This is a genomic window from Maritimibacter sp. HL-12 (genome assembly GCF_900177545.1).
Lineage (GTDB): Bacteria > Pseudomonadota > Alphaproteobacteria > Rhodobacterales > Rhodobacteraceae > Sinisalibacter.
In genome coordinates this window covers 77,273-91,664 of sequence record NZ_FXBQ01000001.1, presented here as the reverse complement: position 1 = coordinate 91,664, position 14,392 = coordinate 77,273, and the positions used below count along the sequence as shown (strand labels likewise).

Annotated in this window: 15 protein-coding genes; all 15 read left to right on the top strand. The window is 64.8% G+C overall.

Translation table 11 applies throughout. From position 1 onward, the window contains the following. The first annotated feature begins 1 nt into the window (after nt 1). Nucleotides 2-610, top strand: coding sequence for an NADH-quinone oxidoreductase subunit C (locus B9Y97_RS00470; RefSeq protein ID WP_085524917.1), 609 nt, complete (start codon nt 2-4; stop codon nt 608-610). Further along, nucleotides 607-1,830, top strand: a complete 1,224-nt coding sequence (locus B9Y97_RS00465) for an NADH-quinone oxidoreductase subunit D (RefSeq protein ID WP_085524916.1) — start codon at nt 607-609, stop codon at nt 1,828-1,830. Before B9Y97_RS00470 ends, B9Y97_RS00465 begins: the two co-directional genes overlap by 4 nt. Beyond that, on the top strand, nt 1,830-2,957 hold the full coding sequence (gene nuoE, locus B9Y97_RS00460; RefSeq protein ID WP_085524915.1) for an NADH-quinone oxidoreductase subunit NuoE: 1,128 nt from the start codon (nt 1,830-1,832) through the stop codon (nt 2,955-2,957). The genes B9Y97_RS00465 and nuoE overlap by 1 nt, the downstream gene beginning before the upstream one ends. Nucleotides 2,958-3,060: 103 nt before the next feature. Next, complete coding sequence (locus B9Y97_RS00455; RefSeq protein WP_139828179.1) at nt 3,061-3,837, top strand: endonuclease; 777 nt, start codon at nt 3,061-3,063, stop codon at nt 3,835-3,837. A gap of 18 nt (nt 3,838-3,855) precedes the next feature. Further along, on the top strand, nt 3,856-4,083 hold the full coding sequence (locus tag B9Y97_RS00450) for a DUF5337 domain-containing protein (RefSeq protein ID WP_085524913.1): 228 nt from the start codon (nt 3,856-3,858) through the stop codon (nt 4,081-4,083). Nucleotides 4,084-4,089: 6 nt separating this feature from the next. Further along, nucleotides 4,090-5,379, top strand: coding sequence for an NADH-quinone oxidoreductase subunit NuoF (nuoF, locus tag B9Y97_RS00445; protein WP_085524912.1), 1,290 nt, complete (start codon nt 4,090-4,092; stop codon nt 5,377-5,379). A 3-nt stretch (nt 5,380-5,382) separates the two neighbouring features. Then, entirely contained in the window at nt 5,383-7,404 is a 2,022-nt protein-coding gene (nuoG, locus tag B9Y97_RS00440; RefSeq protein WP_085524911.1) for an NADH-quinone oxidoreductase subunit NuoG, read from the top strand. Continuing rightward, complete coding sequence (locus B9Y97_RS00435) at nt 7,401-7,817, top strand: hypothetical protein (RefSeq protein WP_139828178.1); 417 nt, start codon at nt 7,401-7,403, stop codon at nt 7,815-7,817. Before nuoG ends, B9Y97_RS00435 begins: the two co-directional genes overlap by 4 nt. A gap of 11 nt (nt 7,818-7,828) precedes the next feature. After that, nucleotides 7,829-8,866 (top strand): NADH-quinone oxidoreductase subunit NuoH, encoded by a 1,038-nt coding sequence (gene nuoH, locus B9Y97_RS00430; protein ID WP_085524910.1) that lies wholly within the window; start codon nt 7,829-7,831, stop codon nt 8,864-8,866. 4 nt (nt 8,867-8,870) lie between these two features. Continuing rightward, nucleotides 8,871-9,362 (top strand): NADH-quinone oxidoreductase subunit NuoI, encoded by a 492-nt coding sequence (nuoI, locus tag B9Y97_RS00425; RefSeq protein WP_085524909.1) that lies wholly within the window; start codon nt 8,871-8,873, stop codon nt 9,360-9,362. 15 nt (nt 9,363-9,377) lie between these two features. Further along, nucleotides 9,378-9,788 (top strand): carboxymuconolactone decarboxylase family protein, encoded by a 411-nt coding sequence (locus B9Y97_RS00420; RefSeq protein ID WP_085528019.1) that lies wholly within the window; start codon nt 9,378-9,380, stop codon nt 9,786-9,788. Then, nucleotides 9,785-10,390, top strand: a complete 606-nt coding sequence (locus tag B9Y97_RS00415) for an NADH-quinone oxidoreductase subunit J (RefSeq protein ID WP_085524908.1) — start codon at nt 9,785-9,787, stop codon at nt 10,388-10,390. The genes B9Y97_RS00420 and B9Y97_RS00415 overlap by 4 nt, the downstream gene beginning before the upstream one ends. Before the next feature lie 70 nt (nt 10,391-10,460). Continuing rightward, complete coding sequence (gene nuoK, locus B9Y97_RS00410; protein ID WP_085524907.1) at nt 10,461-10,766, top strand: NADH-quinone oxidoreductase subunit NuoK; 306 nt, start codon at nt 10,461-10,463, stop codon at nt 10,764-10,766. A gap of 5 nt (nt 10,767-10,771) precedes the next feature. Next, a complete protein-coding gene (nuoL, locus tag B9Y97_RS00405) occupies nt 10,772-12,844 on the top strand; it encodes an NADH-quinone oxidoreductase subunit L (RefSeq protein ID WP_085524906.1) in 2,073 nt (690 codons plus the stop codon). Continuing rightward, nucleotides 12,844-14,382 (top strand): NADH-quinone oxidoreductase subunit M, encoded by a 1,539-nt coding sequence (locus B9Y97_RS00400; RefSeq protein ID WP_085524905.1) that lies wholly within the window; start codon nt 12,844-12,846, stop codon nt 14,380-14,382. Before nuoL ends, B9Y97_RS00400 begins: the two co-directional genes overlap by 1 nt. Nucleotides 14,383-14,392 lie beyond the last annotated feature (10 nt).

Sequence of the window (14,392 nt, the reverse complement as noted above, 5' to 3'; positions counted from 1 at the left end):
CATGTCGGACGCATTGAAAGAGCTGGGCGCGGAGATCGCGGCGAAACGGCCCGAACAGGTGGTTTCCCACGCCGTGACCCATGGCGAGTTGACCGTCGAGATCCGGGCCGTCGCGCTGCCCGACTTCATCGAGTTCCTGAAGGCCGATCCCTCGTGCCGGTTTTCCACCCTGATCGACATCACCGCGGTGGACTGGCCCGAGCGCGAGGCACGCTTCGACGTGGTGTATCACCTGCTCAGCATGTATCAGAACCACCGGATCCGGGTGAAATGCCCGGTCTCCGAGGGCGATCTGATGCCCTCGGTCACCGGCGTGCACGCCACCGCGATGTGGTTCGAGCGCGAGGTGTTCGACATGTTCGGCATCATCTTCACCGATCACCCCGACATGCGGCGCATCCTCACAGACTACGGCTTTCGCGGCCATCCGCTGCGCAAGGACTTCCCCACCACCGGCTATACCGAGGTGCGCTATGACGAGGTCGAGAAGCGGGTGGTCTACGAGCCGGTGAGCCTGGTGCAGGAATACCGGCAGTTCGATTTCATGTCCCCCTGGGAAGGCGCGCAATACGTGCTGCCCGGTGACGAGAAAGGGGAGGCGAAGGAATGATGGACGGCGAAAACGGCCTTGGCGGGGCGCTCCCGGGCGAGCAGAAGATCCGCAATTTCAACCTCAACTTCGGCCCCCAGCACCCGGCGGCGCACGGCGTTCTGCGCCTCGTGCTGGAGCTTGACGGCGAGATCGTCGAGCGCGCCGACCCGCATATCGGGCTTCTGCACCGCGGCACTGAGAAGCTGATGGAGAGCCGCACCTACCTGCAGAACATCCCCTATTTCGACCGGCTCGATTACGTCGCGCCGATGAACCAGGAACATGCGTTCTGCCTCGCCATCGAAAAGCTGACCGGCACCGAGGTGCCGCGCCGGGCCAGCCTGATCCGGGTGCTCTATTCCGAGATCGGCCGGATCCTCAACCACCTGCTCAACACCACCTCGCTGGCGCTCGACGTGGGCGCGCTCACCCCGCCGCTCTGGGGCTACGAGGAACGCGAGAAGCTGATGGGCTTCTACGATCGCGCCTGCGGGGCACGGCTGCATGCCAACTACTTCCGCCCCGGCGGCGTGCACCAGGATCTGCCGCCCGACCTGCTCGACGATATCGAGGCATGGTGCGACAGCTTCCCCAAGGTGCTCAACGATATCGACAATCTCATCACCGAAAACCGCGTATTCAAGCAGCGCACGGTGGATATCGGCATCGTCACCGAGGACGAGATCCAGCAATGGGGGATGACCGGCGTGATGGTGCGCGGCTCGGGCTTTGCCTGGGATCTGCGCCGCGCCCAGCCTTACGAGTGCTACGACGAATTCGAGTTCGACATTCCGGTGGGCACCAACGGTGACAGTTATGACCGCAACAATTGCCGGATCGCCGAGATGCACGAGAGCGTCAGGATCATGCGCCAGGCGATCGACAAGCTGCGTGCGCCCGAGGGGCAGGGCGACGTGCTCTCCCGCGGCAAGATCGCGCCGCCGAAACGGGGCGAGATGAAAACCTCGATGGAGGCGCTCATCCACCACTTCAAGCTCTATACCGAGGGCTTCCACGTGCCCGCTGGCGAGATCTATGCCGCCGTCGAGGCCCCCAAGGGTGAGTTCGGTGTCTACCTCGTGGCCGACGGCACCAACCGGCCCTACCGCTGCAAGATCCGCGCTCCGGGCTATTCCCACCTGCAAGCCCTCACCCATATCGCCAAGGGCCACCAGCTTGCCGACGTGGCCGCGCTGGTCGGCACGATCGACATCGTCTTCGGGGAGATTGACCGCTGATGTTGCGCCGTCTGCACCATGAACAGCCCGAGAGCTTCGCCTTCACGCCCGCCAACCTCGAATGGGCGAAGGCGCAGCTCACCAAGTATCCCGAGGGCCGCGAGGCGAGCGCCGTGATCCCGTTCCTGTGGCGTGCGCAGGAGCAGGAGGGCTGGCTCACCAAGCCCGCGATCGAATACGTGGCCGACATGCTCGGCATGGCCCATATCCGGGCGCTTGAAGTGGCCACTTTCTACTTCATGTTCCAGCTTCAACCCGTTGGTTCCGTTGCACATTTCCAGATCTGCGGCACGCTTTCGTGCATGATCATGGGTGCCGAAGACCTGATCGCGGTGGCGAAGGAAAAGATCGCCCCCGCGCCGCACATGCTGTCGGACGACGGGCGGTTTTCGTGGGAAGAGGTGGAATGCCTCGGGGCCTGCGCCAACGCGCCGATGGCGCAGGTCGGCAAGGATTACTACGAAGACCTCACCACCGAGAACTTCTCCGATTTGATCGACAGGCTGGCGGCGGGCGAGGTGCCGGTGCCGGGCCCGCAGAACGGGCGCTACGCCGCCGAGCCGCTGAGCGGGCTGACCTCGCTCACCGAGTACGAGAGCGGGCGGACGCAGTATAACGCCTCGGTCGCGCTGGCCACGGAGCTTGGCGACACGATCAAGCGGATCGACGGCAGCGAGGTTGCGGTGACGACGCCGTGGCTGGCCGGCGGGCGCAAGGTGCATGTGAGCGCGAGGAAGACGCCCGTGAAGCCGAAGGAGGGCGAAGGCACCACCCGGCCGGCCCAGGCCCCGACCAAGGCCAAGCCGCTGGTGACCAGCGAGGTGCTGCGCTCGACCGAAGCGAAGAAGCCAAGAACGATGGATGCCCCGCGCGACGGTGGTGCCGACGATCTCAAGCAGATCAAGGGTGTCGGCCCAAAGCTCGAAGCGATGCTGCACAAGCTCGGCTTCTTCCATTTCGACCAGATCGCGAAGTGGACCGAGACCGAGGTGGCCTGGGTCGATGAAAACCTCGAAGGCTTCAAGGGCCGGGTCAGCCGCGATGGCTGGGTGGACCAGGCCCGGCGTCTCTCAGCCGGGCAGGAAACCGAGTTTTCGAAGAAAGTGAAGAAGGGCGACGTCTACTAGGTGTCGGGTGCGAGTGATGACGGGACGCGCAAACAACAGACCGGCCAAAGCTGGCGACGCGCCCGCAGGGATTGACCAACAGGACCAATGGGGGACTTGAACGATGACTAACACGGATCAAGGCATGTTTTCCTGCCGCAACATCTGCTGGATCGTGGGCGCGCTTCTGGGCCTCGTCCTGCTGCTACTGGTCGGCGGCCTCTTGGGGCTGATCGTTGCCATTGCGCTTGCGGTTGCGGTCGGACTTGTTCTGCAACGGATGTTCTGCACCGTGGGAAGCGCCGAAAGCGGTGCGGCCGCCGGCGTGGGAACCGGCGCTCCGGCTGCCAAGCCCGCCGATCCCTCGGTCGCGGCCGAGCAGGACGCGGTCGACCGGGCAATGGCCGAGGCCAAGACCGCCCGGGACGCGGAGGAAGCCGAGAAGGCCGCCGAGGCGGCGGAGGCGGCCAGGAAAGCGGCCGAGGAGAAGGCCGCGGCGGAGGTCGACCTTGCGCGCAAGGCCGCCGCTGAGGAGGCCGCGGCCGCGGCCCGTGCCGCGCAGAAGGTGGCAGAAGACAAGGCCGCGCCGGCCGGGGACGCAGGCGAGGGCACCCGCCCCGAAGGGCTCGACGCGCCGCGCGGCGGTGGCGCGGACGATCTCAAGCTGATCAAGGGCGTCGGCCCGAAGCTTGAGGGATTGCTGCACGATCTGGGCTACTACCATTACGACCAGATCGCGAACTGGACCAAGGCCGAGGTGGCCTGGGTCGACAAGAACCTCAAGGGGTTCAAGGGCCGGGTCAGCCGCGATGGCTGGGTCGCGCAGGCCCGGGCGCTGGCGAGCGGCGAGGAAACCGAGTTTTCCAAGCGTGCGTCCGAAACCGGCAAGTATAACGAGTAAGGCCCGGGAGTGACCGAGATGAGCACCGATCCGGACGACAAGGCCCTCGCGCGGCAAGGCCGCATTGCCGCCCTCGTGGCGGCCGCGACGGGCTTGTTCTGGATCGGGGCGATCTGGGCGGGCAACGAATGGGACTGGACCCAGCGCACCCGCGCTCTGTTCGACCTGGTGGCGCTGGCGGGGTTCGCCTTCGTGCTGATCGTGACGTTTCGGATCTGGCGGGCACGCCAGAAGAATGAAGGATAAACAGGCATGTTGAAGGATCAGGACCGGATCTTCACCAACCTCTATGGCATGCACGAGCGCACCCTTGCGGGTGCGAAGGCGCGTGGCCATTGGGACGGGACGGCCGGGATCATCGCCAAGGGGCGCGACTGGATCATCGACGAGATGAAGTCCAGCGGCTTGCGCGGCCGGGGCGGGGCGGGCTTTCCGACCGGCCTCAAGTGGTCTTTCATGCCCAAGGAAAGCGACGGCCGGCCGGCCTATCTCGTGATCAACGCCGACGAAAGCGAGCCGGGCACCTGCAAGGACCGCGAGATCATGCGCCACGATCCGCATACGCTGATCGAGGGGGCGCTGATCGCGAGCTTCGCGATGGGCGCGCATACGTCCTACATCTACATTCGCGGCGAATACATCCGCGAGCGCGAGGCGCTTCAGGCCGCGATCGACGAGGCCTATGACGCCGGGCTTCTGGGCAAGAACGCCGCTGGATCGGGCTGGGATTTCGACCTCTTCCTGCACCACGGTGCCGGGGCTTACATCTGCGGCGAGGAAACCGCGCTGCTCGAAAGCCTCGAAGGCAAGAAGGGCATGCCGCGGATGAAACCGCCGTTCCCGGCGATGGCCGGGCTCTACGGTGCGCCGACCACGGTCAACAACGTCGAGAGCATCGCCGTCGTGCCCACCATCCTGCGCCGCGGCGGCGCGTGGTTCGCCGGGTTCGGGCGGGCCAACAATGCCGGCACCAAGCTTTTTGCCATCTCCGGCCACGTCAACAACCCGTGCGTTGTTGAAGAAGAGATGTCGATCTCCTTCGAGGAGTTGATCGAGACCCATTGCGGCGGCATTCGCGGCGGCTGGGACAACCTGCTGGCGGTGATCCCCGGCGGCTCCTCGGTGCCGGTGGTGCGCGGCGAGAACATGCGCGATGCGATCATGGATTTCGACTACCTGCAGAAGGATCTCAAGTCGGGGCTCGGCACCGCGGCGGTGATCGTGATGGACAAGTCCACCGACATCGTGAAGGCGATCTGGCGGCTGTCGAAGTTCTACAAGCACGAGAGCTGCGGCCAGTGTACGCCCTGCCGTGAAGGCACCGGCTGGATGATGCGGGTGATGGAACGGCTGGTGCGCGGCGAGGCGGAGATCGAGGAGATCGACATGTTGTTCGACGTCACCAAGCAGGTGGAGGGCCACACGATCTGCGCCCTCGGCGATGCGGCAGCCTGGCCGATCCAGGGGTTGATCCGCAATTTCCGCGACGAAATCGAAGACCGGATCAAGGCCCAGAAAACGGGCCGGATGGCGGCGGAGTAAGACATGAGCGACCTGAAGAAAATCGTCATCGACGACATCGAGGTCGAGGTTCCGGGGGCGATGACCCTGATCCAGGCCTGCGAACAGGTGGGCATCGAGGTGCCGCGGTTCTGCTACCACGAACGGCTCTCGATCGCCGGGAACTGCCGGATGTGCCTTGTCGAGGTGGTCGGCGGCCCGCCGAAACCCGCGGCCTCCTGCGCGATGCAGGTCAAAGACCTGCGCCCCGGCCCGGAAGGCCAGCCGCCGGTGGTGAAAACCAATTCGCCGATGGTCAAGAAGGCGCGCGAGGGGGTGATGGAGTTCATCCTCATCAACCACCCGCTCGATTGCCCGATCTGCGATCAGGGCGGCGAATGCGACCTGCAAGATCAGGCGATGGCCTATGGCATGGATTTCTCGCGGTTCCGCGAGCCCAAACGGGCGGTGGAAGACCTCGATCTCGGTCCGCTGGTTGCCACCCAGATGACCCGCTGCATCTCCTGTACCCGCTGCGTGCGCTTCACCTCCGAGGTGGCCGGGATCACCCAGATGGGCCAGACAGGGCGCGGCGAGGATGCCGAGATCGTCAGCTATCTGAACGAGACGCTCGACAGCAACCTGCAAGGCAACATCATCGACCTTTGCCCGGTGGGCGCGCTCACCTCGAAACCTTACGCCTTCACCGCCCGGCCGTGGGAGCTTTCCAAGACCGAAACCATCGACGTGATGGACGCGCTGGGGAGCAACATCCGGGTCGATACCAAGGGCCGCGAAGTGATGCGGATCCTGCCGCGCAACCATGACGGCGTGAACGAGGAGTGGATCTCCGACAAGACCCGTTTCGTCTGGGACGGGCTGCGCCGCCAGCGGCTCGACCGGCCTTACGTGCGCAAGGGCGGCAAACTCGCCCCGGTCGAATGGCCCGAAGCGCTCGGCGCGGCGGCCAAGGCGATGCAGGGGGCGAAAAAGCTCGCCGGGCTGGTGGGCGATCTGGCCTCCACCGAGGCGGCGTTTTCGCTGAAATCCCTGATCGAAGGCATGGGCGGCGCTGTCGAATGTCGCACAGACGGCGCGAAACTGCCCGAGGGCAACCGCTGCGCCTATGTCGGCACCGCCACGATCGAGGATATCGACAGCGCGAAGATGATCCAGCTCATCGGCACCAACCCGCGCGACGAAGCGCCGGTTCTCAACGCCCGTATCCGCAAGGCATGGCTGAATGGCGCGACCGTGGGGCTGGTCGGCGAAGCCGTTGATCTGACGTATGAATATGTCCACGTCGGCACCGACCGCGCGGCGCTCGAAGAGCTTGCGGCCAAGGAGATCGGCCCGACGAAGGAGGTGCCGAGCCTCGTGATCGTCGGGCAGGGGGCCTTGAACGAGGCCGATGGCGAGGCCGTTCTCGCGCTCGCGATGCAACTGGCCGAGAACTCCAACTCGAAGTTCATGGTGCTGAACACGGCCGCCGGCCGGGTCGGCGCGATGGACGTGGGGGCGGTCACCGAGGGCGGGCTTCAGGCCGCCACCGAGGGTGCCGACGTGATCGTCAACATGGGCGCCGACGAGATCGAGATCGAGGCAGGGCCAACGGTGATCTACGTCGGCCACCACGGCGACCGCGGGGCGCACCGGGCCGATATCATCCTGCCCGTCGCCGCCTACACGGAAGAATCGGGGCTTTTCGTGAACACCGAGGGACGCCCGCAACTGGCGCTGCGCGCCGCCTTCCCGCCGGGCGAGGCCAAGGAGGCTTGGGCGGTGCTGCGCGCGCTCTCCGGCGAGCTTGGCGCGCCGCTGCCGTGGGACAGCCAGGCAGCCCTGCGCCGGGCGATGATCACCGCCGTTCCGCACCTCGGGCGGATTGACGAGGTGCCGGAAAACGACTGGCGGCCGCTCAAGCCGAAGAAGCCGGGCAAGGCGGATTTCCGCAACGTGACCCGCGATTTCTACCTCACCAACCCGATCGCGCGCGCCTCGGCCCTGATGGGCCAGCTTTCGGCCCAGGCGAAAGCGCGCAAGGCCGGGGAGATCGCCGCCGAATGATGCGCCGCGCCGCCCATATCGCCGCAATGGCGCCCGCCGCGGCGCTCGCGCTCGCGGCCTGCGCCGAGCCGGAGCCAGATGTTTCGCGCGATGCGATGCCGTTCGAGCCGGTGTATCTCGGCATCGAAACCGGGCTGCTCGACGGCGATCTGGTGCAGTTCGACGTGTCAATGCGCGGCGCGCGTGATACCGAGGACGTGGCGGACTACGGCGAATGCGCGGCGGCGCAATACGCGCTCATCCGGGGCTACGGTTTTGCCCGGCATGTGCGCACCAACGTGCAACAACAAGGCAGTGTCTGGACGGGGAACGCGGTTTACGTCATCTCCGACGCGCTGCCGCAAGGCTTGCGGACGATCGACGCGGAAGTGACCGTCGATGCCTGCGAGGACAACGGGATACCGACGATCTGAGGCCATGCACCATGTATGAATTCTTCACGACCACCAACCTCGGCATCGCGCTGCTCATCACCGGGCAGGTGCTGCTGATCGTGGTGCCGCTCCTCGTGGCGCTGGCCTTCCTGCTCTGGGCCGACCGCAAGGTCTGGGCCGCGGTGCAGTTGCGCAAGGGCCCCAACGTGGTGGGCGCTTTCGGCCTGCTGCAAAGTTTCGCCGACTTCATCAAGTACGTGGTGAAGGAAATCGTCGTGCCGGCGGGGGCGGACAAGTTCGTCTTCTTCCTCGCGCCGCTGCTCAGCCTCGTGCTGGCGCTGGTGGCCTGGGCGGTGATCCCGTTCAACGAGGGCTGGGTGCTGGCCGATATCAACGTGGCGATCCTGTTCATCTTCGCGGTCTCCTCGCTGGAGGTTTACGGCGTGATCATGGGCGGCTGGGCCTCGAACTCGAAATACCCCTTCCTCGGCTCGCTCCGCTCCGCCGCTCAGATGATCTCCTACGAGGTCTCGATCGGCCTGATCATCATCGGCGTGATCATCTCGACCGGTTCGATGAACCTGACCCATATCGTCAATGCGCAAGCCGGGGCGGGGCTGCTCTCGTGGTATTGGCTGCCGCATTTCCCGATGGTGTTCCTGTTCATCATCTCGGCGATGGCGGAGACCAACCGCCCGCCGTTCGATCTGCCGGAGGCTGAATCGGAACTGGTGGCGGGTTACCAGGTGGAATATTCCTCGACCCCGTTCCTGCTCTACATGATCGGCGAATACGTCGCGATCACGCTGATGACGGCGCTGATCACGCTGCTGTTCTTCGGCGGCTGGCTGTCGCCGATCCCGGGGCTGGCCGACGGCATTCACTGGATGTTCCTCAAGATGGGTTTCTTCTGGTTCGTCTTCATGATGACCAAGGCGGTGGTGCCGCGCTACCGCTACGACCAGCTCATGCGGATCGGCTGGAAGGTGTTCCTGCCGCTCTCGCTGGCCTGGGTCGTTCTGGTCGCATTCTTCGCGCAATACGGCGCATTCTGGGGCACCTACGCCCGCTGGACCACGGGAGGCTGAAGCCATGGCATTCGACTATGTTCGCGCCGCCAAGTACTTCGTGCTTTGGGATTTCCTCGTCGGCTTCAAGCTCGGGCTGAAGTATTTCTTCAAGCCCAAGGCAACGCTGAACTACCCTTACGAGAAGGGACATCTCTCGCCGCGTTTCCGGGGTGAACACGCGCTGCGCCGCTACCCCAACGGCGAGGAACGCTGCATTGCCTGCAAGCTGTGCGAGGCGATCTGCCCGGCGCAGGCGATCACCATCGACGCCGAGCCGCGCGATGACGGCTCGCGCCGCACCACGCGCTACGACATCGACATGACCAAGTGCATCTACTGCGGTTATTGCGAGGAAGCCTGCCCGGTCGATGCCATCGTCGAGGGGCCGAACTTCGAGTTTGCCACCGAAAGCCGCGAGGAGCTGTTCTACGACAAGCAGAAGCTGCTCGACAACGGCGACCGCTGGGAAGCCGAGATCGCCCGCAACCTGGAGCTGGACGCGCCCTATCGGTAGGCGCGGGACATGAACATGAGCGATTTCGCCAAGACATACGCCCAGATGATGGAACAGGCCGCGACGATGGCGCGGGCGATGAATCCCGCCTTGGCGGAGTTCACGCCAAAGGGCTTCGACAAGCTCTTTCCGACCATGCCGGCCGACTGGATGGAGGCGGTGTTCGGCAATGCCTTCAACCCCGACGGGCTGGATGCCAAGACCCGGCTGATGGTGACGCTGGCGGGGCTGGTGGCGACCGGGGCCCATGCCGAGCCGCAGATCAAGATCACCCTGCGCCACCTCAAGGAGGCCGGTGCGCGGGAAAAGGAAGTCGCTGAAGTCATCTACCAGATGTCGATGCTGGGCGGGCTTCCGGCCATGAACCGCGCATTGGAGCTCGCCAAGGGCGTCTATGCCGAAACCGACGAGGAGGGGGACGCATGACCGTCGCCGGATTTGCATTCTACGTCTTCGCGCTGACCGTGCTGGTGGGGGGGCTGTTCACCGTGGTGAGCCGCAACCCGGTGCACGCGGTGCTCTGGCTGATCACCGCTTTCATCGGGGCCACCGGGCTCTTCGTGCTGCTCGGGGCCGAGTTTCTCGCCATGCTCCTGATGATCGTCTACGTCGGCGCGGTGGCGGTGCTGTTCCTCTTCGTGGTGATGATGCTCGACGTGGATTTCGCCGAGTTGAAGGCAGGGATGGCCAAGTACCTGCCGATCGGGCTGTTGATCGGCGTGGTCCTGCTTGTCGAACTGGGCCTGATCTTCGGCACCTGGGCCACCGCCGAGGGGGTCGAGATGATGGCGGCACCTGCTGTGGGCGAGGTCGAGAACACCGCGGCGCTGGGGATGGTGATTTACACCGACTACCTGCTGCTGTTCCAGCTTGCGGGTCTGATCCTGCTGGTGGCGATGATCGGGGCCATCGTGCTCACCATGCGCCACCGCCGCGACATCAAGCGTCAGAACGTGGTCGACCAGATGCACCGCGATCCGAAGGCGGCGATCAAGATGGTCGATGTGAAGCCGGGGCAGGGGCTCTAGGGCCTGCCCGCGCCGCCGGGCGCGACGATACAAGAATCATCCGCCCAAGGCGGAACGAACGAGGGACGATATGGTTGGACTTGAACATTACCTGGGGCTGGCGGCGGCACTCTTCGTCATCGGCATCTTCGGGCTCTTCCTCAATCGCAAGAACATCATCGTGCTCCTGATGTCGATCGAGCTGATCCTGCTGGCGGTCAACATCAACCTGGTGGCCTTCTCGGCCTATCTCGGTGATCTCACCGGGCAGGTCTTCACCCTGTTCGTTCTGACCGTCGCCGCCGCCGAGGCCGCCATCGGCCTCGCGATCCTGGTGAGCTTCTTCCGCACCCGCGGCTCGATCGCGGTGGAAGATGTCAACGTGATGAAAGGCTGAGGCACATGGTCCAGATCATCCTCTTCGCCCCGCTGATCGGCGCGTTGATCGCAGGGTTCGGGCACCGGATCATCGGTGACAAGGCGGCGCAGATCGTTACCACGGGGCTCCTGTTCCTCGCCGCCTTGCTGTCGTGGATCGTGTTCCTGTGGCTGCCCGAGGGCACCCAGCAGATCCAGATCATGCGCTGGATCGATAGCGGCAGCTTCCAGACCGACTGGTCGATCCGACTCGACCGGCTGACCGCGATCATGCTGGTGGTGGTCACCACGATCTCGGCGCTCGTGCACCTCTATTCGATGGGCTACATGGCGCACGACGACCAGTTCGAGCCGGAGAGCTACCGGCCGCGCTTCTTCGCCTACCTGAGCTTCTTCACCTTCTCGATGCTCGCGCTGGTGACTGCCGACAACCTCTTGCAGATGTTCTTCGGCTGGGAAGGCGTGGGCGTGGCCTCCTACCTGCTGATCGGTTTCTACTACAAGAAACCCTCCGCCAACGCCGCCGCGATCAAGGCTTTCGTGGTCAACCGGGTGGGCGATTTCGGCTTCGCGCTCGGCATCGCCGCGATCTTCCTGCTGACCGACTCGATCCGTCTCGACGACGTCTTCGCCGCGGCACCGGGGCTGGCGGAAACCGAGGTGCGGTTCCTCTGGACCGACTGGAACGCCGCCAACCTCATCGCCTTCCTGCTTTTCGTCGGCGCGATGGGCAAGTCGGCGCAGCTTTTCCTGCACACCTGGTTGCCGGACGCGATGGAAGGCCCGACGCCGGTCTCTGCCTTGATCCACGCCGCCACCATGGTCACGGCGGGGGTGTTCCTCGTCTCGCGGATGTCGCCGTTGATGGAATATGCGCCGCAGGCGCTCGCCTTCATTGTCGCGATCGGGGCTGCCACCGCCTTCGTCGCCGCCACCATCGGGCTGGTGCAGAACGACATCAAGCGCGTGATCGCCTATTCCACGATGTCGCAGCTTGGCTACATGTTCGTGGCCGCGGGCGTCGGCGTCTACTCGGTGGCGATGTTCCACCTCTTCACCCACGCCTTCTTCAAGGCGATGCTCTTCCTCGGCGCAGGCTCGGTGATCCACGGCATGCACCACGAGCAGGACATGCGCAATTACGGCGGTCTCCGGTCGAAGTTTCCGATCACCTTCTGGATCATGCTGATCGGCACGCTGGCGATCACCGGCGTGGGCATCCCGCTCACCCATATCGGCTTTGCCGGGTTCCTGTCGAAGGACGCGGTGATCGAGAGCGCATGGGCCGGCACCGAGGGGGGGGCCGCGTTCTGGTTGCTCGTGGTCGCGGCGCTGTTCACCTCGTTCTATTCGTGGCGGCTGATGTTTCTGACCTTCTGGGGCAAGCCCCGGGGCGACAAGCACACCCACGAACACGCCCATGAAAGCCCCCGGGTGATGACCATTCCGCTCGGCGTTCTGGCGCTCGGCGCGGTGTTCTCGGGCATGGTCTGGTACGGGTCATTCTTCGGCTCGCATGAGCAGGTGAACCGCTACTTCGGTATCCCCGAGCACCACGCCGAGGCGGTGGAGAACGGCGACGACGGTGAAGCAACCGCATCCGCCGACGAAACCGAAGCCGGCGATCGCGCCGCCGCTGCGGCACCGCAGGGGGCGATCTTCATGCACCCCGACAACCACGTGCTCGATGATGCCCACCACGCGCCGACATGGGTGAAGGTCTCGCCCTTCGTCGCCATGGTGATCGGCTTCGTGACTGCCTGGTGGTTCTACATCGCCAACCCGGCGCTGCCGAAGCGGCTCGCCGAAAGCCAGCCCCACCTCTACCGCTTCCTGCTCAACAAGTGGTATTTCGACGAGATCTACGACTTCCTCTTTGTCAGGCCCGCCAAGGCGCTTGGCCGGTTCCTGTGGAAGCGCGGCGACGGCAACGTGATCGACGGTGCGATCAACGGGCTGGCGATGGGCATCGTGCCCTGGTTCACCCGCCTCGCCGGGCGGCTGCAATCGGGCTACGTCTTCACCTATGCCTTCACGATGGTCATCGGGATCGTCGTTCTCATCACCATCGTGGCGATCACCGGAGGGGCGAACTGATGGACAACCTGCTTTCGATCGTCACCTTCCTGCCGCTGGTGGCGGCCGCCATCCTCGCGGCCTTCCTGCGCGGCGACGACGAGGCGGCGCAGCGCAACGCCAAGTGGCTGGCGCTGACGGCCACCACGGCGACCTTCCTGATCTCGCTCGCGGTGCTGCTGCGCTTCGATCCGGCCGACACCGGCTTTCAGATGGTCGAGGAACACACCTGGCTGATGGGCTTCACCTACAAGCTCGGGGTCGACGGGATCAGCGTGCTGTTCGTGCTGCTGACCACCGCGCTGATGCCGATCGCCATCGCCTCGACCTGGGGCGTGACGACCCGGGTGAAGGAATACATGATCGCCTTCCTGATCCTCGAGACGCTGATGATCGGCGTCTTCGTGGCGCTCGACCTCGTGCTGTTCTACCTGTTCTTCGAGGCCGGCCTCATTCCGATGTTCCTGATCATCGGGATCTGGGGCGGGAAAGACCGGATCTACGCCGCCTTCAAGTTCTTCCTCTACACCTTCCTCGGCTCGGTGCTGATGCTGGTGGCGATGGTGTTCATGTTCGTCGAGGCGGGCACCACCGATATCCCGTCGCTGATGCTCCACAATTTCGGCTCGGAAACCTTCTCGCTCCTCGGCATCCAGGTTGTCGGCGGCGCGCAGACACTCCTGTTCATCGCCTTCTTCGCAAGCTTCGCGGTGAAGATGCCGATGTGGCCGGTGCACACCTGGCTGCCCGATGCCCACGTTCAGGCGCCGACCGCGGGCTCGGTGGTGCTGGCGGCGATCCTTCTGAAGATGGGTGGCTACGGTTTCCTGCGCTTCTCGCTGCCGATGTTCCCGCAAGGGGCGGCGGTGATGACCGATTTCATCCTCTGGATCAGCGTGATCGCGATCGTCTACACCTCGCTGGTGGCGCTGGTGCAGGAGGACATGAAGAAGCTCATCGCCTATTCCTCGGTGGCGCACATGGGCTACGTCACCGCCGGGATCTTCGCCGCCAACCAGCAGGGCGTCGACGGGGCGATCTTCCAGATGATTTCCCATGGCTTCGTCTCCGGCGCGCTCTTTCTTGCCGTCGGGGTGATCTACGACCGGATGCACACCCGCGAGATCGCGGCCTATGGCGGCCTCGTGAACCGGATGCCGGCCTATGCCGCGGTGTTCATGTTCTTCACCATGGCCAACGTCGGCCTGCCCGGCACCTCGGGTTTCGTCGGCGAATTCCTCACCCTGGTGGGGATGTTCAAGGCCAATACCTGGATCGCCGCGGTGGCCGCCACCGGCGTGATCCTGTCGGCCGGCTATGCGCTCTGGCTCTACCGCCGGGTCGTGTTCGGCGACCTGATCAAGGAAAGCCTGAAGGCGATCACCGACATGGACACCCGCGAGAAGGCGATCTTTGCGCCGCTGGTGGCCGCCACCCTCATTCTCGGCGTTTCTCCGAACCTGGTGCTCGATCTGATCGGGCCCTCGGTGACGGCGCTGCTCGACCAATACCACGCTGCCTTGCCCGCGCTCGCGGACACGGCCGCAGTCTCGAACTGAGAGGGACGAC

What these genes read in the sequence shown, in the direction of transcription:
- nuoI (WP_085524909.1), top strand. Translation starts at nt 8,871, where the DNA reads ATGGCATTCGACTATGTTCGCGCCGCCAAGTACTTCGTGCTTTGGGAT.
- B9Y97_RS00470 (WP_085524917.1), top strand. Translation starts at nt 2, where the DNA reads ATGTCGGACGCATTGAAAGAGCTGGGCGCGGAGATCGCGGCGAAACGG.
- nuoE (WP_085524915.1), top strand. Translation starts at nt 1,830, where the DNA reads ATGTTGCGCCGTCTGCACCATGAACAGCCCGAGAGCTTCGCCTTCACG.
- nuoL (WP_085524906.1), top strand. Translation starts at nt 10,772, where the DNA reads ATGGTCCAGATCATCCTCTTCGCCCCGCTGATCGGCGCGTTGATCGCA.
- B9Y97_RS00435 (WP_139828178.1), top strand. Translation starts at nt 7,401, where the DNA reads ATGATGCGCCGCGCCGCCCATATCGCCGCAATGGCGCCCGCCGCGGCG.
- nuoF (WP_085524912.1), top strand. Translation starts at nt 4,090, where the DNA reads ATGTTGAAGGATCAGGACCGGATCTTCACCAACCTCTATGGCATGCAC.
- nuoH (WP_085524910.1), top strand. Translation starts at nt 7,829, where the DNA reads ATGTATGAATTCTTCACGACCACCAACCTCGGCATCGCGCTGCTCATC.
- B9Y97_RS00415 (WP_085524908.1), top strand. Translation starts at nt 9,785, where the DNA reads ATGACCGTCGCCGGATTTGCATTCTACGTCTTCGCGCTGACCGTGCTG.
- B9Y97_RS00400 (WP_085524905.1), top strand. Translation starts at nt 12,844, where the DNA reads ATGGACAACCTGCTTTCGATCGTCACCTTCCTGCCGCTGGTGGCGGCC.
- B9Y97_RS00450 (WP_085524913.1), top strand. Translation starts at nt 3,856, where the DNA reads ATGAGCACCGATCCGGACGACAAGGCCCTCGCGCGGCAAGGCCGCATT.
- B9Y97_RS00420 (WP_085528019.1), top strand. Translation starts at nt 9,378, where the DNA reads ATGAGCGATTTCGCCAAGACATACGCCCAGATGATGGAACAGGCCGCG.
- B9Y97_RS00455 (WP_139828179.1), top strand. Translation starts at nt 3,061, where the DNA reads ATGACTAACACGGATCAAGGCATGTTTTCCTGCCGCAACATCTGCTGG.
- nuoG (WP_085524911.1), top strand. Translation starts at nt 5,383, where the DNA reads ATGAGCGACCTGAAGAAAATCGTCATCGACGACATCGAGGTCGAGGTT.
- nuoK (WP_085524907.1), top strand. Translation starts at nt 10,461, where the DNA reads ATGGTTGGACTTGAACATTACCTGGGGCTGGCGGCGGCACTCTTCGTC.
- B9Y97_RS00465 (WP_085524916.1), top strand. Translation starts at nt 607, where the DNA reads ATGATGGACGGCGAAAACGGCCTTGGCGGGGCGCTCCCGGGCGAGCAG.